The organism is Limnoraphis robusta CS-951 (assembly GCF_000972705.2).
Map to the genome: position 1 here is coordinate 1 of NZ_LATL02000157.1, position 18428 is coordinate 18428.

General features: G+C 43.0%; 15 protein-coding genes and 2 pseudogenes. 6 read left to right on the forward strand and 11 right to left on the reverse strand.

The genetic code is table 11. The features are described from left to right. The coding region (gene ftsY / locus WN50_RS13935) for a signal recognition particle-docking protein FtsY (protein ID WP_049559497.1) at nt 1–1511 on the reverse strand (1511 nt) is incomplete at its 3' end. Nucleotides 1512–1833: 322 nt separating this feature from the next. Continuing rightward, the gene (locus tag WN50_RS13940) at nt 1834–4641 is read right to left on the reverse strand and encodes a GAF domain-containing protein (protein WP_046278376.1); all 2808 of its coding nucleotides are present in this window, start codon (nt 4639–4641) and stop codon (nt 1834–1836) included. Nucleotides 4642–4796: 155 nt separating this feature from the next. Between WN50_RS13940 and WN50_RS13945 the strand changes: the two genes are divergently transcribed. Beyond that, nucleotides 4797–5927 carry a quinone-dependent dihydroorotate dehydrogenase gene (locus WN50_RS13945; RefSeq protein WP_046278386.1) on the forward strand — a complete coding sequence of 377 codons (1131 nt, stop codon included), beginning with the start codon at nt 4797–4799 and terminating at the stop codon, nt 5925–5927. Between the two features lie 8 nt (nt 5928–5935). Here the strand turns inward: WN50_RS13945 and WN50_RS13950 are convergent, their stop codons facing one another. Further along, a complete protein-coding gene (locus WN50_RS13950) occupies nt 5936–6274 on the reverse strand; it encodes a hypothetical protein (protein ID WP_046278377.1) in 339 nt (112 codons plus the stop codon). Nucleotides 6275–6462: 188 nt separating this feature from the next. On the opposite strand from WN50_RS13950, the gene WN50_RS34660 reads away from it, so the two are divergent. The 4 genes and pseudogenes from WN50_RS34660 (at nt 6463) to WN50_RS13965 (ending at nt 9576) form a co-directional block, all read left to right on the forward strand. Further along, a complete protein-coding gene (locus tag WN50_RS34660) occupies nt 6463–6600 on the forward strand; it encodes a hypothetical protein (protein WP_160315386.1) in 138 nt (45 codons plus the stop codon). Nucleotides 6601–6791: 191 nt separating this feature from the next. Beyond that, nucleotides 6792–7841: pseudogene (locus WN50_RS13955) on the forward strand (RNA-guided endonuclease InsQ/TnpB family protein); the annotation flags it as partial. A 326-nt stretch (nt 7842–8167) separates the two neighbouring features. Continuing rightward, nucleotides 8168–8539: a hypothetical protein gene (locus WN50_RS13960; RefSeq protein WP_046278378.1), complete on the forward strand. Its 372-nt coding sequence runs from the start codon at nt 8168–8170 to the stop codon at nt 8537–8539. A gap of 320 nt (nt 8540–8859) precedes the next feature. Next, complete coding sequence (locus WN50_RS13965; RefSeq protein WP_046278379.1) at nt 8860–9576, forward strand: hypothetical protein; 717 nt, start codon at nt 8860–8862, stop codon at nt 9574–9576. An 86-nt stretch (nt 9577–9662) separates the two neighbouring features. On the opposite strand, the gene WN50_RS13970 is transcribed toward WN50_RS13965, so the two are convergent. Beyond that, nucleotides 9663–9965 (reverse strand): RNA recognition motif domain-containing protein, encoded by a 303-nt coding sequence (locus WN50_RS13970; protein ID WP_046278380.1) that lies wholly within the window; start codon nt 9963–9965, stop codon nt 9663–9665. A 304-nt stretch (nt 9966–10269) separates the two neighbouring features. Between WN50_RS13970 and WN50_RS13975 the strand changes: the two genes are divergently transcribed. Next, entirely contained in the window at nt 10270–11550 is a 1281-nt protein-coding gene (locus tag WN50_RS13975) for an NAD(P)/FAD-dependent oxidoreductase (RefSeq protein WP_046278388.1), read from the forward strand. 345 nt (nt 11551–11895) lie between these two features. Here WN50_RS13975 and WN50_RS13980 read toward each other — a convergent pair whose 3' ends face one another. The 7 genes and pseudogenes from WN50_RS13980 to WN50_RS37565 all read right to left on the reverse strand — a co-directional run. Next, nucleotides 11896–12714 carry a tryptophan-rich sensory protein gene (locus tag WN50_RS13980; protein ID WP_046278381.1) on the reverse strand — a complete coding sequence of 273 codons (819 nt, stop codon included), beginning with the start codon at nt 12712–12714 and terminating at the stop codon, nt 11896–11898. Between the two features lie 165 nt (nt 12715–12879). After that, nucleotides 12880–14298, reverse strand: coding sequence for a DEAD/DEAH box helicase (locus tag WN50_RS13985; protein WP_046278382.1), 1419 nt, complete (start codon nt 14296–14298; stop codon nt 12880–12882). Nucleotides 14299–14694: 396 nt separating this feature from the next. Next, a complete protein-coding gene (locus WN50_RS13990; protein WP_046278383.1) occupies nt 14695–15489 on the reverse strand; it encodes a CYTH domain-containing protein in 795 nt (264 codons plus the stop codon). 192 nt (nt 15490–15681) lie between these two features. Further along, nucleotides 15682–17004, reverse strand: coding sequence for a 30S ribosomal protein S12 methylthiotransferase RimO (gene rimO, locus WN50_RS13995; protein WP_046278384.1), 1323 nt, complete (start codon nt 17002–17004; stop codon nt 15682–15684). Between the two features lie 53 nt (nt 17005–17057). Next, entirely contained in the window at nt 17058–17450 is a 393-nt protein-coding gene (locus WN50_RS14000) for a ribosomal maturation YjgA family protein (protein ID WP_046278385.1), read from the reverse strand. A gap of 180 nt (nt 17451–17630) precedes the next feature. After that, nucleotides 17631–18023 (reverse strand): hypothetical protein, encoded by a 393-nt coding sequence (locus WN50_RS14005; RefSeq protein ID WP_053221512.1) that lies wholly within the window; start codon nt 18021–18023, stop codon nt 17631–17633. Between the two features lie 21 nt (nt 18024–18044). After that, nucleotides 18045–18194, reverse strand: a pseudogene (locus WN50_RS37565) (hypothetical protein); the annotation flags it as partial. Between the last annotated feature and the right edge of the window lie 234 nt (nt 18195–18428).

The window sequence follows — 18428 nt, forward strand, 5'->3', positions numbered from 1 at the left end:
ACTCCAATAAAACGAATCGGCAAACCCAACTGCTGGACAATGGCTAGAGCAATACCCCCTTTAGCCGTTCCATCTAACTTGGTCAAGACGACACCACTGAGTTGAGCCGCTTCTGCGAAAACTTCTGCCTGACGCAGACCATTTTGACCGAGAGTTGCGTCTAAAACGAGTAGGGATTCTACGATAGCATCTGGTGCTTTTTTGGCAATCACCCGACGAATTTTACTGAGTTCCTCCATCAAGTTTTTTTTGTTTTGCAGACGTCCGGCGGTATCAACCAAGAGCAATTCGGCGTTTCTGGCACGGGCTGCTTCGATCGCATCAAAGACAACGGCGGCTGGATCTGTATTTTTGCCGGGATTGGCAATGATTTCCACCCCACTCCGTTCACCCCAGATTTTCACCTGTTCAACGGCTGCGGCTCGGAATGTATCTGCTGCGGCAATCAAGCAATTATAGTCAGATTTTTTGGCAATGTGACTCAGTTTACCGATTGTTGTGGTTTTACCTGCACCATTGACCCCTGTAATTAGCCAAATATTTAAAGCCTCCTTGGAAGGAGCAAATCCTGGACTGTAGCCATTTTGATAGGGACGTTCGAGAAGTTCTCGAAGAATTTGCTTGAGGTAGGCGATCGCTTGTTCGGGGGGCAGAACCTCCTGGCGAATTTTATTTTGGAGCGTGGCGACAATGCTATCGGTTGCTTCTACACCCACATCAGCTTGTAAGAGCAAGGATTCGATTTCATCGACAGCCTCCTGATTCAGTGGCCCTTGGCCAACAATCGCTTTGAGTTGGTTGAGTAAACTGCGGCGGGTACGTCCCAACCCTCGCCAGAGTTTTTGCAGCCAGGTAATTTCTTCAAGAGTTACATCTTCGGGACGACGACCCTGATTGGCCAGAACTTCCGCCGACCAGATAAACATCTCATCAAATGTCATCGCTGACTGTTCAGCTTGAACAGGTGCCGTTGCCGTTGTGACGGGTGAGGGTTCTTCTTGGGCGGTTTCTTTTAAACGTTCAATTCGGGCTTGACGTTCGGCTTGAGATTGCGCCCAGATGGGTAATGGGGCGGAGGTTACGGGCGTTTCCTCGACTTCCTCTACCTCGGAAGCTTCCTCGACTTCCTCGACTTCCCCGGCTTCGATTTCGGGTTCAATTAAAGTTGCAGGTTCAGCCACCGCTTCCACTTCAGCTTCTTCAACAGAAGTCAAGATATCTTCTGAGGCTGAGGGAATGGCTTGAGAGTCTAACTCGTCATCGGGTTGCTGAGTCGCATCTTGCACCTGTGACTGTTGTTTCTGTTGGGTTTGCAGATTTTGGTAAGCTGCTTTTGCCCATTGCAGATAATCATCGGCGGATGCGGCTTGAGTTGCTGTAGTTGCTTGAGATTGTTCCGACTCAGACGGTTGAGGTTCGGCTTGGCCTTCCTCAGATGGACTTTCGGCTTCTGCCGATTTGGATGTTGCTCCGCTCGTGTCAAACTGACGACGAAACCAATTGAAAACCATTGGACTGACTCGCTCTCGATTTGAGACTATTCCTAAATTATTAATAGTTTGTCAGAATATTGCCAAATAATGAATCAATTTTCGAGTAAAATTGAACTAAAGAGCTATGCGGATCACCGATCCCCATACAATAGTCGTCAGCGTTTGCCGATCAAACATCTAGAGCCAAGATTGAATTCTCCCAATTTTTGAGTCAATATTCTGAAAATTGGCTGAGGATTGAGTTTTCCTCTGATTGATAGAAATCCCAGACATCCCATAAAGAACAGTTAACTTTACAAAATCTTTACCTTTTCAGCAATATTCTTGAAAAAATCTTGATCTAGGAAAAATTCACAGGCAAAATCAAACGACTGCTCATTTCACCGCTATCGACTTGTTGCAGTTGAAACTGACCTCCCATCTGTTCAATAATACGCGCTACAATCATCAAATGTTGACCGGGTGGACGGTCTAAGCTAGAAGGTTTCAACACATCAGCAGAGGTACCCGCCTCTAAATCCCGAATCAGTTGAGGATTAACAATACCCCGATCACTAATCACTAATTCGAGTTTTTGTTCATCTAAAGGTTGAACGGTAATCTTAATGACTCCCTTGGATGGCGATCGATAACAAGCGATCAACAACAGTTCATACAAAACCAGTTCCAGTTTGACACTATCTGCAATTAAGGTTAAGTTTCTCTGTTGCTGAATTTCTAGTAAAAGCTGGCGATGGATCATCAAGGGTTGAAGGCGCTCGCTCATCCGCCGCAGTAAGCTTGAAACAACAACTAAATCTTGTCGGTTATGCAGTTGCCACTGTTCCCGTTTGAGTAATGATGAGGTAGAAGCGAGAGTCTGACTAATTTGGCGTAAAAGCTGTTGATAGCGTAAATTTGTTAATTGATGTTTGTTTTCCTCAACGGTGAGAAAGGGTGATTGCTTCAATTCATGCAGTTGTTTGACTCGACTGCCCACCACCCGATAGAGTTCTTCTAAACGACGTTGTTTGTACCAGTTGAGCCATTGGAGTTCTTCTCGTTCCTGGTAGAGTGTGGAAACCACTCTCAGATAACGCCGCATCCAAGCCAGTTGACTCACCAACCCTTCTAAAAGCTGAAAGGTTTGTTCCGATTCGGGTTGAAGATAGGGATCGGCTAGAATTAAAATGCCTGTCGATTGATGATCAGGGTGTGTTCGTAATGCGATCGCCCAAATTTGATCACTATCATCTTGAGGGTTAAGCCATTGGCGGGTTGAAATGGGTAGATCGTTGATGTCTTGATGATAAACTCCCTCTGTTAGCAAGGTTTGTTGAATTAAAAGATCGCGATCAATGTCTATCGTAATATCCGTATCCAGTCTGATGGGCTGTTGGTGTTCGTAACGCTGGATGATTTGACCTTGTTTTTGGCTTTCTGTCCAAGTGACAAGAAGCACTAAAGGACTGGACAAAGCTTGAGAAATTTCTTCGGTAAAGCAACGTTCCAACTCATGAACTTGATCGGTTTGCTGGACAATTTGCCAACCTGTTGTGATCATCTCACTGAGTCGCTGCTGAACCTCTACTTGATGATCAAGCTGCCACTGATGCAAGATTAAACCCAATTGTTGAGCGACGATTTTGACTAACTCTTGTTCGGCTTGCGTCCAGGTGCGAGGATTGATATGTCCGATCACCAATAGGCAATGGCTGTCGGTTGTCATGTTTAAGGCGGGATGCTGGCTCATCAAGCCTAACAAAACACTTTTAACTCCAATTTCGCTTAACGGTTCATTCCAAGCGGACAGAGTGGAATAAAAATCCCACTGTTCAAGGCTGATCACTCCGGTTTCCTCAAGTTGATCTTGATCGCTGGGAGTTAGGGAAGCTAGAGGAGTCGTCAGCAAACGATGATGAGAAAGCGGGTTTTGATAGAGAACCTCAAATTGTTGCTGTGTGGGTTGTTTTTGCAGGATGAAACAATAGTCTGTATTGAGACGATCGCAGAGACGTTTGACGGTGGTTGTTAACAGCATTTGCCAGTCTTGATCGCTGACAATAGCACGGGTAATTTCTGCGGTTAAGGCGCGATCTTGCTGAATTTCCTGGATCGTGTCGTTCATGTTGGTTAGCGGTGCTATCACGCCTAAAAGTTGAGCCATTCCTCGTACAAAGGTTTTATCGCCTGTTTGCCAGATCCGAGGATGTTTCCCTTCGAGTGCTAAAAATCCTAAAAGTTCATGGTTAAAAATAATCGGTGCGGCTAATAATGACCTCACTCGCATTCGCCGCATTAAACGTTGCGTCATCTCGGCTTTGAGGGTACTGTGAGATTGACCAATCACCACCAGTTGATCGGAGGCTAACGCCTGATAAAACTCGGTCAAATCCTGGACGTTAATTCCTGAAGCCGCGCGGGTAATCACGGGTTCTGGTGTTTTTTTGAGGTTACTGCTACGCCGCCAAAAATAATGTCCGTCTTGATGATACCAGTAGATATTGGTGCGGGCGGGTTGAATAAATCGATGACTTTCTTTGACGACGGCTTCGAGATAGTGATCCAAACGCGCAAAACTGCGAAACTCAGACAATAACTTGAGAATGGATGAACTTGGATGTTTGCTTTGCTGACGTTGCCATTCGGTTTCGATATGATTCAGTGCAGTTGCTAATCCGCCTAAAACGATGGAAAGTTCTTCTGTTTCGTTAGATTCTGGGGTTCGCCCCCACTGACTTGACCCCAGCAACACTAACCCCAAGCAGCGATCTTTATGTCGGAGGGGATAAAACAGGGTTGAGCGAATATTATAGGTTTTGGCAAATTTGCACCAGTCCCCCGCCCGGGTTTCGGTTTGTAAGTCGGCGATGATCATCGGGCGCAATTGAATCACGACTTGTTCGAGTAAGTCTCCGGCTTTGAGGGGAAAGCGTTTTTTGAGAAAGCTACTTTCCTCTTCTTGGCTAATTCCCCCTTTACCGACTAATTGATGATCGAGGCGATCATATAAGCCTACCCAAATTAAACGATAGTTGTATTTCGCCTGGAGATAGGATAAGCTGATCTGCAATAGAATATCGACATTTTCCTCTTCTCGAAGCGTTTGGAGGACTTGACTAAGGGTAGTCCCTTCCACTTGACCTGCTGAATCTAAATGCTGCCCCATAGGAATTAAAGCTCAAAAAAATTTGAAATGGATTAAAATCTCACAACCGTGAGTGGGGATTAGAGGAATTTTAGCGGTTCTGTTGCAATTAGGATCATGTTGAGCAGTCTGCTTTGATTTGGATGATGCCGTTAAGAAGATTTTAGGAGAGATTGTTGAATATTTATCGTTCTGCAATACGGCCAATTTTATTTTCGGGGTTGAATGTCGATCCTGAGTGGGCGCACCATCAAACTTTACAACTTTTGAGTTGGCTTGATCGCTCTCGAGTTTCCCCTGCTTTTTCTTGGATCGAATCAAAAATCCAATCTTCATTCTGTTTGAGTGATCACCGCCTAAGTCAATCCCTGTGGGGGTTACAGTTTCCCAATCCGATTGGTTTAGCAGCCGGATTTGATAAAGATGGACTCGCCCCTGGAATTTGGGAAGGTTTGGGGTTTGGTTTTGCTGAATTAGGGACTGTTACCCTTCATCCTCAACTCGGTAATCCTCAACCGCGATTATTTCGTTTGCTATCAGATGAAGCGGTTTTAAACCGTATGGGGTTTAATAATCAGGGGGCAAAAGCCCTGGCGATGCGTTTACAAAGTCGAGAAGCGAGTCTAAAACCTTCTATTCCTATTGGGATTAATTTAGGGAAGTCAAAAGTGACTCCATTAGAAGCTGCTGCTGATGATTATTTAGGCAGTTTTCAAGCGTTAAAAGATTGCGGTGACTACTTTGTGGTTAATGTCTCCTCTCCCAATACGCCGGGATTGCGATCGCTCCAAGATACTGAACAACTTAGCAAAATTCTAGATCGTTTACAACAGGAAAATCAAGGCCAAAAACCCTTATTGGTGAAAATTGCACCGGATTTAGAAGATGAGGCGATTTGTGAGATTCTCTTACTCGCCCAAACTTATCAGCTTGCTGGAATCATTGCCACGAATACAACGATTCGCCGTGATGGATTAAACACTCAAATGATTGCTAAAACGGGAAAATCGGTGACTGAAGAAGCGGGCGGAATTAGTGGTAAACCGCTACAAAAACGATCTACAGAAGTGATTCGTTTGATTTGGCAAAAAACTCAAGGACAGTTACCGATTATTGGTGTCGGTGGAGTATTTACGGCTGAGGATGCTTGGGAAAAAATTCTCGCTGGGGCGAGTCTGATTCAAATTTACACGGGTTGGGTTTATGAAGGGCCGGAAATGGTTCGTAATATTTTAACCGGATTATTACACAAGTTAGAACAACGAGGACTCGCATCAATTTCTGAAGCAGTTGGCTTGCAAAATTAACGCTCTTATTAAGACCCAAAAACCCATAAACCTGTCATTATAAATAAGATAATATTAATCCAAGGAATAAAACTCATATAAATCGCTGATTGTCTTGCTCTGATCTTATACAAACTCCAAGCAGAAGCAATAGACAGGGCTGCGACAATGGGAAAAGTTGCCATTGAGTAAAACCAAATCTTGCTGAGAAAGAAGTTGAACCCCGTGTTAACCTCAACTTCTAGCAAGTCTTCGGGTTGGGAAACCGGATCAAAACCCAGAGAAAAGATAGCCCCCATCAAAGCGGGGTAGAGAGCGACTAAATACACTCCAGCATTGGTAATGATAACTGCCTTTGGTTTCAACATAAAGGATGCAGCCGATAAAAAGCGCAGTAATTTTAAATCAATGTATCACTAACAGGGCGATTATTTGCAGCGATCGCTCTAACAGGCTGTTTAGTCATCACTCCAGCTTAATATTACTAATTGTAAAATTCGTCAGAATTGCAGCTTGAGCGCTTGTAAATAAATTAAGGCTACAAAGAATGATTGAAATGAACACAAAATCTTTTTTCTTGGCTGTCGTTTTATTGGGGTTGTCTGTTGCTGGGTTCGGTTGGAGTCAACAAGACAGTTATGCTGATAATCCTCCTGCTGATGGGTTGATCGCTCGGGGTACTGAACCGTTTTAGAGTGTTAGCGTCAGTCGTAATGGAATTGTGTTCTCATCACCGACAACGAATGAGCAGAAATACCCCTACAGCAAACCGATGAGCGCATCTGGGCGCCCGGCTGATTTAGCTTGAACAGCAAGAAGCCTCACACTTACCGCGAAGCGGAAGTGTTGAGATGAATTGCGCGTGAGTTGACGACAGTCCTTTGAGTAAAAAAGATAATTCCCCAGTTAAAGAAAGAGTATGAGTGGCTAACACCAACCTACTCACAATGTTTGCAGCAGGTTTGTTTGAATCTGGGGGTAGCTTTTAATAACTTTTTTGAAAAACGAGCTAAATACCCTAGATTTAAGTCAAAGCACGGTAAGCAGTCAATACAGTACCCTCAAAATGTCAAAGTTGCTGACAGTTATTTAACTCTGCCAAAAATAGGAGATGTAGCAGCAACAATTCATAGACCGATTGAAGGTAAAGTTAAGACTGTCACTATATCTAAAAACTGCTCCAATCAATACTTTGCAGCTATTTTGTTTGATGACGGCAAAGATAAGCCAGAACCAACCCTAGACGGCAAAGCAATAGGCATTGACTTGGGGCTAACTGACTTCGTTGTTACCAGCGATGGGTCTAAGTTTGACAATCCCAGAACACTCAACAAGCATGAAAAGAATTTAAAGATTAAACAGCAACAACTCTCTCGAAAACAAAAAGGTTCTAATAACCGCGTTAAATCTAGAAGAAGAGTTGCTAGAGTTCATCGAAAAATAACGAACTGTCGTGAAGATTTTCTCCACAAGCTATCTCGTAGGATAGTTAACGAGAACCAAGTTGTTGTTGTGGAAAATCTCAATATTAAAGGCATGATGCAAAATCACTGTTTGGCTAAATCTATTCATCAAGTTGGATGGGGAATGTTTTGCACCATGCTTAAATACAAGGCAGAAATGGAGGGAAAAATCTATCAGGAAGTTGATAGATTCTTTCCCAGTTCAAAAACCTGTCATGTGTGCTTAAATCAAGTTGGAAGTTTACCTCTAGATGTAAGATTCTGGACTTGCGAAAACTGCCACACAAAGCATGATCGGGATGTGAACGCAGCTATTAACCTCAGAGATGAGGGACTACGAATTTTGACCTCTGGAACGGGGGATAAAGCCTGTCGCCCAGGTGTAAGTCGCAGTAATAGAGGACGTAAGAAATCTACTACTATGCTTTCTGTTGGACAGGAAGCCTACACTGTACTCGAAGAGTCAGTGTAGGTAGTTCACTTCAAGTCTACCGACTGAATGGAAATCCTAATGGTTTTCTAATTTTGAGAAAAGACACGGCTTGTAATGATGGAATGTCTGATAACATCTATCCCTACAATGCTACTCTGATTTTAGGGAGTAACGTGTTTGAAGGCTGTGCGGGAAACCAATAAATTGAGCAGTGGTTATTGTCAGTTCATGTCGCCTCAACCCCAGACAAACAAGCCTGTAAAATTTTTAAATGATTTACAGGAGAAACATTGCAGTTTAAAATTATCTCTCAGAGAAATTTTCGGTTTTTGACTGAAAAACCCTCTAACCTTTGTAAAAATATCATGGACTCTATACAGATGATCGGCAACTCAACTCCAGCACCTTTTAAGTTTAAACCCGGACAAGCTCTTTTGCTGAAAAACTTTCAGGACTCCGGGGTGATTGAAAATGCGCCTTTACTTTATATTGATGATGATGCCGAGATTTTGATTGTGATTAAGTTTATTATTTATACCGAAAGTCATACAGAAATTGGCTTTGATCCTTTGGAAGTTTCCTATGTTAGCAATATGGGTTACATGATGTTGAAAAAGATTTTTATTGATAATCACACCCAAGAAGCGACTGTTGATTGTGTCTATATGGAAGAATATGTTCCAGATTCTATAGAAATCGAAAGTGCGATGAAAGTTGATTTGTTGGTGATTGAGTAAAGGGTTTAGTTATCTAATCTGGAGTTATCGAACTGTTCTAATATGGAATACTTCAATGTTTGCTACAGATGATTAATTGCGAGACGGTTATCAGTCTTGTAGGGGCGCGCCTCCGCAAAAATCTATGTTTCCCACGAATACTTGTATAAACCCGCCCTTAAGCGTTAACAGTGACTCTCTTGCATGAGTGCCTGTTAAAACTTGCACGATCATTTCTGAGATTTTGCTTTGTAAAGTTAAGGTAATTTTTTATGATTTTGCAGGAATCGATTATCCAGGAAATGTAAGATCTTAATAAGACCCTGAACCAACAAACATTTATGCGATTACTGAAAATTTTAATTTTAGTTTTGCTCCTTTTTAGTAGTGTTAAGAGTTCACCCTCTCTGGCATCTACTTTTAGCCAACGCATGGCAACTTTAATCGCTAAAAACTCAAGCAATAATCAATTAACCGGATCTTGTTTTACCTTGGAAAATGAAACGATGTCTTCGACGGCTCGGATTTATATTGAAAAGGGAAATCAGGTTACAGGTCGTGTAAATGCAACGATTCATAATGAAAAAGAAGGCTACTATACTTCTTATTTTCAACGTTTACAAGGAACAAAGCAAGGAACACAATTAAAGTTAAATATTACGACAAAAATTGAACTAGATACTCAAAAAAGTCAAGAAACCTGGGTGTTAAATTCCAATTCTTTGAATACGGGAAGAGAGGTTTATGAAAAAGTCGCCTGTTCAGTTTCAAGAATTCGATTTGCGCGAGGTGCTGACTCTGCAACGGTGCAAAATTCAGTGGTTAGAGGAAGTCGAGATGTTTATTTACTGGATGCGAAAGGCGCTCAGAAAATGGATGTTAATATTAGCGCGTTAGAAAATAATGCAGCTTTTGAAGTGATCGCTCCGAATGGAGAAGCTTTGACGTCTGAAGAAACTCGCTCATCTCTGACGTTACCCGCAACAGGTCGTTATGAAATTGTCGTGGGTGGAACTCGGGGAAATGCGACTTATAAATTGAATGTGAGAATTCGATAATTATTCAGAATAAAAAATAAAAAAAGACAGGAAAGAACCCTGTCTTTTCTAGTTTAAATATGGAAACTCAAGGAAAAATTTAAACCTTAGTAACCACCGGAACGACCACCACGACGACCACCGCCTCCTCCAAAGGAGCCATTGTCTTCGCGAGGTTTGGCTTTATTAACCTTAAGATCGCGTCCCATCCATTCAGCCCCATCGAGTTCTCCGATAGCGGCATCTTCTTCAGAATCGGTGTCCATTTCTACAAAAGCGAAGCCGCGAGAGCGACCTGTTTCGCGATCTGTTGGGATATGGACTCGTTTAACTGAACCGTAATCTACAAATACAGATTTGAGATCATCTTCTGTAACCTCGTAGGAAAGATTACCAACGTAAACTGACATATGTTACCTCCATCACTCAGAACTTGTAAAGATAGAGATTTCGGAGGCAAGATTGGCAAAATGAAGCAGAAAAAAACCTGTCAACACTGAAAACAAAAGCTGCAACCGATACTTATTCTCTTTTTCTATAATAGCACAGATTCCTGGAATTGTGATTAAATCTGGCGATCGCTGATTTCATTGACTTTGAAGGGAATTTTAGAGCAATTGTTAAAAATTGTGGACAGGTTCGCGGAATTGACGGAGCAGACGACTAAACTGAAAATTTCAGTTGAATGAGAGAAATAAAATCATTAAAATGCCTATGTCTAGCTCAACAGTGCAGCCAGCTTCTTACACTGCGGGAGTTACCGATAGCAGTCATCACCAAATTGTGATTATCGGGGGAGGAGCCGGAGGAATAACAGTTGCTTCTCAACTCTTGAAAAAAGATCGCGCTCTGGATATTGCCATTATTGAACCCTCAGACAAACATTATTATCAACCTGCGTGGACTTTGGTAGGTGCGGGTGCTTTTGACTTAAAAGAGACTATCAGAGAGGAAAAAGATTGTATTCCTGATGGGGCGACTTGGATACAAGCCTATGCAGAAAGCTTTGAACCTGAAAATAATCTTGTGATTACCCGAGAGGGAAGAAAAATTCACTATGATTATCTGGTTGTTTGTCCGGGAATTCAAATTAACTGGCATGAAGTTGAGGGATTACGAGAAGCTTTAGGTCGAGATGGAGTCACGAGCAATTATTCTCAAGATTATGCTCTTTACACTTGGGAATTACTGAAAAATTTTTCGGGTGGAACGGCTATTTTTACCTATCCGGCGACTCCAATTAAATGTGGGGGTGCGCCGCAAAAAATTATGTATTTGGCTGATGATGCTTTTCGTAAAAATGGGGTGAGAAATCAGTCAAAGGTGATTTATTGTACGGCGGGGGCTGCTATGTTTCCGGTACCCGATTATTGTAAATCCCTAGATGAAATTGTAGAAAAACGAGGGATTGATGTTAAGTTTAAACATAATCTCAAACAAATCAAACCCGAAACCCGTGAAGCTATTTTTGAGGTCACGACTAATACAGGGGTGGAACTGGTGAGCCTCAAGTATGATATGATTCACGTTGCTCCCCCGATGAGCGCCCCGAATTTTATTAAAAATAGTCCCTTGGCGGCAGCGAGTTCGGGTTGGGTTGATGTTGATAAAAATACCTTACAACACAATCGCTATCCCAATGTTTTTAGTCTTGGGGATGCTTCTTCGTTACCGACTTCTCGAACGGCTGCGGCGATTCGTAAACAGGCTCCGGTTGTCGTCGAAAATCTTTATTCGTTGATTGCTTCTGAATCTTTTAAAGGTTCTTATGGAGGCTATACTTGCTGTCCTTTAGTAACAGGATATGGCAAGACGATTATGGCAGAGTTTGATTATGAAAACAAGCCTAAATCGAGTTTTCCAATGAACCCCGCCAAAGAACGATATAGTATGTGGTTGATGAAGCGGTATGTTTTACCTTGGTTGTATTGGAATCGAATGTTAAAAGGAGAGCCTTTTGAGGGTGATTTGCTGAAGTTTTTACAAAGTCAGTAATTGCGTTTAGTGTTGAGTGGGTTTATATCAGTGACCAGCTTTTACAGTTTACAGTTTACAGTAACCAGTGACCCTAGCCTAACGGCACGGCGAAGCGCCTACGGGTTCAGCAGTCGCTCTCTTGCGAACTTTGCTCTCGACGGAAACCGCCGGGCCGCAAGTTCGCGCTCATGGGGGAAACCCCCAAGACCCTCCGGGTTCGCCAGTTGCTCCACTTGGGGGGACCCCAAGACCGCACTGGACTCACCGCGCTGCTTCACCAGTTTTTACAGTTTACAGTTATTAGTTATTAGTTGTCACTGTTGCCTGTTCACTGTTTACTGTTCACTGGTTACTGTTCACTGTTCACTGTTTACTGGTCACGGGTGACTCTTTTTGCTGGGTTGGGGAATGGCTAGAAACTGTTGAACCTAAACCGACTAATGAAATTGTTAAAGAGACTGCCAATGCAGTTAAAACAATTAAAGGTTCGTTAAATTGTCGAATAGCAATGGCAATAATCGCCCAAAGAAAAACGAGAGGAAAAGCAGTTTCTTGATGCTTAATTCGCATCAAAACAGCCACAACTCCAGCTACAATTAATAACAGAACAGTCCAGACTTCCGGCGGAATTCCCCAACCGTTCCAATTTAAACTCTCTAAGCAAATCGCCACATTAACAATAGTCGCGACAGTAATCCAAGCTAAATAGATACTAATTGGAGCATTAACAAACCATCTTTCACGTTCTGGAACTCGTTCTTTACCTATATTGAGTTCTAAATAGGCTGCAATTAAAGCTAATAAAATCCCGATCATTGCAATTAAAGAAGCTAGAAATAATCGAGAGAGAAACACCCAAACCCAAAAAGTTTGAGCGACACAAGCCATCACTAAAAAGTATCCCATATTTTTGAGACGATGATTGTCTCGTTGGGAGGGAAGTAACTGATAAATTCCTAAGCTAAATAATCCTAAATAAATCAATCCCCAAATCGCAAAGGCATAGTTAGCCGGGATAATTTTGACTCCGGCAAACAGTGAATTAGAGATTTCACCAATGGTTAATCCATTCAGAGGAACAATATTTGAAAAGACATTCACTCCAAATGCAGTTAAAATGGCAATAAAAGTAAGCCATTGTCTGAATAGATCTCGATTAAAAGAGAGAGAGTTGGAATTCATGTTGAACAGTTTACTGGGGAAGTTTGACAATCTGATCTCAATTTTATATTGTGATCTTCCCCTAAAAAGAATTTAGAGACACGAATGATCGCGTCTCCAAATCAGATTGACATTCTATTGATTTTACCAGATTATGAAATCTGGCAACCTGCCTTGAGCGGGAGTTTAATTACCACTACCGACTGAGGACTTATTGGTATGGGGTTCGGGAGTGCGAGACCGACGTTTCGACAACTTGGGTTTGGGAACTGACTTGAGATCTTCCTCTTGGGGATAATCTGTTTCTTCCCAATTTGGACGGGTTTGATCGTAAGCCATTTGCAAGGCCGCTGCCGCGATCGCATGAGGTTCGTATTCTTCGCCTAACTGAGCGACAATCGGCAAGAATGAGGCCATGCGTTCCCCTGTTAAAGCTTCTAACACTTTACCTTTCAAGCGATCGATATAACGGGCTTCAATTTGCGATCGCTTCGGAATCGAAAGCGTTGTAAAGTCATGACGCAGATGACGCTCAATCAACTTCAATTTGCGGCGATCCATCGGTTGCAACAAGGTAATCGCCTTTCCTTCGCGTCCTGCGCGACCTGTACGACCAATCCGGTGAACGTAGCTTTCGGCATTATCCGGTAAATCGTAGTTAATCACATGGGTCAAATGATCGACATCTAAGCCCCGCGCGGCAATATCAGTCGCGACAATCCAGCGAACCTGACGTCGGCGAAAACGCATCAGAAGCCGTTCTCGTTGAGACTGATTCAAGTTCCCGTGATATTCATCAACGCTGTGACCCGCCCCTTGCAGGTAGCTGGTTAATTCAGCCGCCGCTTGTTTGGTGCGGACAAAAATAATCGCTGATTCGGGGTCTTCGAGTTCGAGAATTGGTTGCAAGGCTCGGGCTTTCGTCCAACCCCGAGGCACCGTGTAAACCTCTTGTGAGATACGCTTCGGCGTGGTTTTTAGCTGTTCGACTTTAACGGTAACGGGAGATTTGAGAAACTTCCGTACCAATTTCCAAATCGAAGGCTCTATCGTTGCAGAGAAGAAAGCCGTTTGGCGGTTTTCAGAAGCCGCTTCTAGGATTTTCTCTACATCTTGAATAAAGCCCATACTCAACATCTCGTCAGCTTCGTCAAGAACCAACCATTTGATGTTATTGATCTTGAGATCACCTCGATTGAGTAAATCTAATACTCGTCCAGGTGTACCCACCACAATCTGCACACCGCGTTCTAACCGTTGGATTTGTCGGTCGATAGACTGACCTCCATACACGGTCAACACGTACAATGAGCGTTCATTGCTCATGTTGCGAATGGCATCTTTAACCTGCATCGCCAACTCTCGGGTTGGAGTTAAAATCAGAGCCTGAACTTCTGTGGCTTGGGGATCGATTTGTTCAAGGATTGGCAATGAAAAAGCAGCTGTTTTTCCGGTTCCAGTTTGCGCTTGTCCCACAATGTCTCGACCTGATAGGATTTGGGGGATAGCTTGAATCTGGATCGGAGTCGGTTCTGTAAAACCGATTGATTCGAGATGTTGAGCGCGGGCTTCTGAAATACCTAATTCAACAAAGGATAGACTCATTAATTCTCCTAAATCACAAGTTTTCGCTTGGTTCCTTCCATTGCCCTCCTCAGATTCAGGTCTCAGCTCTACTCCAACACCTTATTAACAAGAGCGTCGCTCCAGCGATACACCGTTCTAAGGGCATTGCGGAACCATTTTAGATTTTTGCAGGTTTGTCTCGACTCTCTACTCACTCAATTGCTCCCTTTAGGGGATCTCGCTTTTTAGAGCCAACTCAACCTTATTTATTTATAGGATAACGCTTAACAATCAGAAACAAAACCACAAACTGCTTAAAATTATATCCAAATTCCCGTACCAATACCGTCAAACCCTTTTGTAGATTCACTTTGGGGGATTTTGAAATTTTTTCAGCCTGTTTCTGCTAACTGGCTTTTCTGTAATCCTACATTACTACTTTGAGATTGTCTGATTCTGAGTAGTCAGACAAATTGCCGTTTTTGAGGACTTGGAGAGATCATAAACAATTCCCTGACGCTCTAGCCATTTATGTAATTGCTTTTGAGCGATTTCAGCTTGAGCCGGAGTTACCTTAATAGATAACTCTAGCAGAGGTTTCTGACTCGGAAGAAACCATTGCTCTAAGGTCAGGCGGTAGGGAAAGGTTTTCTCATACCACTTCCAGATTCTCGCCTCCACCATAGTAAACAATTTCAGTTGATCTAGTATTTCTACTGAACCCATGTATTGCCTAAACAGTTGCTTTTGAACTGGGTTGAGAGCTTCTTGGATCTTTTTTTTACCCTGAACCACTTGCTTCAACCGACCGTTTGAGGTGCGCGTTTCTACTTTGGCAATCTGGGTTTGGTGCGCTCCCGTTCGATTGATTTTTAACCGAAAGCGACTCTGGGACAATAATTCTGGGCGAATTAGGTTAGAGTCGAAGTCTCGCAGCTTAAGCGTTAGGGAATCCTTAGCATCCCGATGAAGACGAATTCGCAGAATCACTCCTGCTTTAAACAATTGTAACGCTTCTGTATCAAAAAAGCAACTAGCCCGTTCTAGGTTGGGTCTTTCGTGAAGCTGAAATCTTTTCGCCAGAAGAGGAAACTGACGGGGGTCAAAAAAAACTTTGACTTCTACCTGATCAACAGCTTTCGGTGCTAAGGTCTGAAAACTCATCTCCGCAACTGAACCCCCAACCGCAACTCGAGGAAGTTGGGGTTGAGAACATTCTGAAGGTCCCATAGGCTTAAAAACGGCAGTTCTCAATCAACTTCGAGCAACTGTTCACCGATTCAGTCAATACCCGAATTGAGAATCTGACACCACCCTGAAACAATACAATTAACGCTCTAGAGTTGATTGCAATTTTACCTTCACTATAGCATTCCCTAGAGTTTACTTAAAGCGTTGCGGCTTTATCTTTATACTCTTTTGCTACCGTATTTCTACGGTATGACCATACAAATCATAAACATCCGCATCCGTAATTTCCACCGGAACAATTGACCCTAAACGCGCCATTCCTTCGACATAAACCACTCCATCAACATCTGGTGCAAACCGTTTTGAACGTCCGATTAATTTCCCGCTACTCGGATGTTCTTGTTCAACTAAAACCTCAACGATTTCTCCCACACACTGTTGATTTTGCTTCAATGAAATGGGTTGTTGTACCTGCATTAACGCATCCCGACGCGCATCCATCACTGCTTGCGGAACTTGATTGGGTAAATCATAGGCGGGGGTGCCTTCTTCAGCCGAGAAGGTAAAGACACCGACATGATCAAATTGATGACGCTTGACAAATTGTAGCAAATGTTCAAAATGATGATTCGTTTCGCCGGGAAAACCCACAATAAATGTGGTTCTCAAAACGGCATTGGGAAGTGTCAGTTTAATCTTCTCAATAATCTCATCATTCACCCGACCTTGCCAGGGTCGATTCATAGCGCGTAAAATTTCAGGATGAGAATGTTGTAACGGTAAATCTAAATAAGGTAAAATATTAGGGGTTTCTTGGATGGCTGCCATCACGTTTGGCGTTAATCCCGTTGGATAGGCATAGTGCATTCTCACCCAAGGAATATCGACTTTTCCGAGCGCTCGTAACAGTTCCGCCAATTTCGGTTCACCGTAGAGATCCGTCCCGTAATTTGTGGTAATCTGAGAAATCAGAACAATTTCTTTAACGCCTTGATCCGCGAGTTGCTGCGCTTCGGTGACAATCGACTCAATACTGCGCGATCGCTGATTTCCCCGCAAATGAGGGATAATACAAAAAGCACAGCGATAATTGCAGCCTTCCGCGACTCGTAGATAAGCGACTCCCTCGGTTGTGGTGCGATAACGAGGAACCGTCTCATCCGCGATGTAGGTGGGTTCAGCCGAAATTTCTCGAACTCGTTCCCCGCGTTGGGTGCGTTGAATGACATCGACAATTTTGTGATAATCTCCCGTTCCCACAACCGCCACCGCTTCCGGTAATTCTTCCAGGAGTGCGTCTTGGAAATGCTGCGCCATACAGCCTGTAATCACAACTTTCTTCTTGGCTTCCGCAAGGTCTACAATCGTCTGAACAGACTCTTCCCGTGCGGCTTCAATAAAACTACAAGTATTAACAATAACGTAATCTGCTGACTCTTCGTTAGAATCAACTTGATAGCCTGCCTGTACGAGCAAGCCTAGCATATGTTCGGTATCAATGCGATTTTTCTCACACCCTAAATGAGAAATTGCGATCGTCGGCTGAGTTGCCATTATAAAAATTTATCATAAAATTGAACTACGAATTTATTAGTCTACCATATAATCTAGCTTTTGACATATTTTGACCTTAAACCGCGCAAAATTAACCAACCCACAACACATCCCAGGACATAATACAGAAAATCCCCCCAAACAAAAGTCGTCCCCAGGAGTAAACGTCCCATTAAAGTCGCTCGAATGGCTTGTAAAAAAGGGGGTTTCCACAACTGCATAAACTCCAACACCGCAGTCACAATAAACACCCAAAAGGCCACCCATCCCGGCGAGAGTCGCGGCTGAATGAACACCACTAAAAAAATCCAAAACAGTTCATAGAAAATACTACTAAAAGAGTTATTCACCCAAAACTGTAAAGGGCCTTGATAGAACTTACTCACCAACCCAATGGGAATTAAAGCAATTAAAATCCCAAAAACAATCCAGCGATAAGTTTTCATAATTTAGACCCAGAAAAATCATCAGTCTCAGAAACCCGGTTTCTTGCGATCGCGATCGGTTGAGATCATATATTTTGGGTTGAGAAACCGGGTTTCTTGCGATCGCACCCTACAACAAAAATCAAAAAAAGTAGGATGATCATTACCCATCCTACAGGGTTTTAAAGATTTTTATAAATCTTAGAACAAACTGACGAAATCATCAGCAGTAATGAGACTGGCGTTAACATTCTCAACTGTAGCTAACAGTTCCTCTCCAAACTTAATCAGAGTCGAACCATTTTCATCTAGAATATTTAACTGAGCAAACGTTAAGCCACCATCAAGAACAAAAGCATCTTCACTATCAACAAAATCCGTAATCAAGTCAGAACCATCGCCACTACGAAGTAAAAAGCGGTCTTGTCCGGCATCTCCGGTCAGTGCATCATTTCCCTCAGCACCAACGAGTAAATCATCACCCGCACCGCCAATTAGTTCGTCATCCCCTTCACCGCCATCAAGGGTGTCATCACCCGCACCACCGAACATCAGGTCATTTCCTTCGTTACCATCAACAAGGTCATTCCCCATGTCACCGTAAAGGGTATCATTGCCTTGACCACCAGAAGTGGTATCGTTATCTTGACCTGCGTAGATCAGGTCATTACCGTCGTTTCCTTGGATTAAATCATTACCAATGTTACCAAAAATTGCCGCACACGCCCCTACCTTCAGGTATGGGGATATAAGGCTCTTTCTAATGCTATAATAACTCTACTGGCAGGGTATTCAACCAGTTGAAAAACCCAGCATCTAATCGATGCAATTAACCTTGAAAACTTAAGGTATGGGGTTCTTGCAAGAAATGCTTTGGCCATATAAAACCTTAAAGCACCAAGTACAGAGAACAAAGCATTTTTTTCTCAAGTACGGTAGGGCATACCGAAACTATCTCTGAAATGGGATGAACGACTGGGGAGACTCACCCCTCTGGAG

Coding starts and splice junctions, on each gene's coding strand:
- WN50_RS13940 (WP_046278376.1), bottom strand. CDS start 4,641: ATGGGGCAGCATTTAGATTCAGCAGGTCAAGTGGAAGGGACTACCCTT.
- WN50_RS13950 (WP_046278377.1), bottom strand. CDS start 6,274: ATGTTGAAACCAAAGGCAGTTATCATTACCAATGCTGGAGTGTATTTA.
- WN50_RS34660 (WP_160315386.1), top strand. CDS start 6,463: ATGAACACAAAATCTTTTTTCTTGGCTGTCGTTTTATTGGGGTTGTCT.
- WN50_RS13960 (WP_046278378.1), top strand. CDS start 8,168: ATGGACTCTATACAGATGATCGGCAACTCAACTCCAGCACCTTTTAAG.
- WN50_RS13965 (WP_046278379.1), top strand. CDS start 8,860: ATGCGATTACTGAAAATTTTAATTTTAGTTTTGCTCCTTTTTAGTAGT.
- WN50_RS13970 (WP_046278380.1), bottom strand. CDS start 9,965: ATGTCAGTTTACGTTGGTAATCTTTCCTACGAGGTTACAGAAGATGAT.
- WN50_RS13975 (WP_046278388.1), top strand. CDS start 10,270: ATGTCTAGCTCAACAGTGCAGCCAGCTTCTTACACTGCGGGAGTTACC.
- WN50_RS13980 (WP_046278381.1), bottom strand. CDS start 12,714: ATGAATTCCAACTCTCTCTCTTTTAATCGAGATCTATTCAGACAATGG.
- WN50_RS13985 (WP_046278382.1), bottom strand. CDS start 14,298: ATGAGTCTATCCTTTGTTGAATTAGGTATTTCAGAAGCCCGCGCTCAA.
- WN50_RS13990 (WP_046278383.1), bottom strand. CDS start 15,489: ATGGGACCTTCAGAATGTTCTCAACCCCAACTTCCTCGAGTTGCGGTT.
- rimO (WP_046278384.1), bottom strand. CDS start 17,004: ATGGCAACTCAGCCGACGATCGCAATTTCTCATTTAGGGTGTGAGAAA.
- WN50_RS14000 (WP_046278385.1), bottom strand. CDS start 17,450: ATGAAAACTTATCGCTGGATTGTTTTTGGGATTTTAATTGCTTTAATT.
- WN50_RS14005 (WP_053221512.1), bottom strand. CDS start 18,023: ATGGGGAATGACCTTGTTGATGGTAACGAAGGAAATGACCTGATGTTC.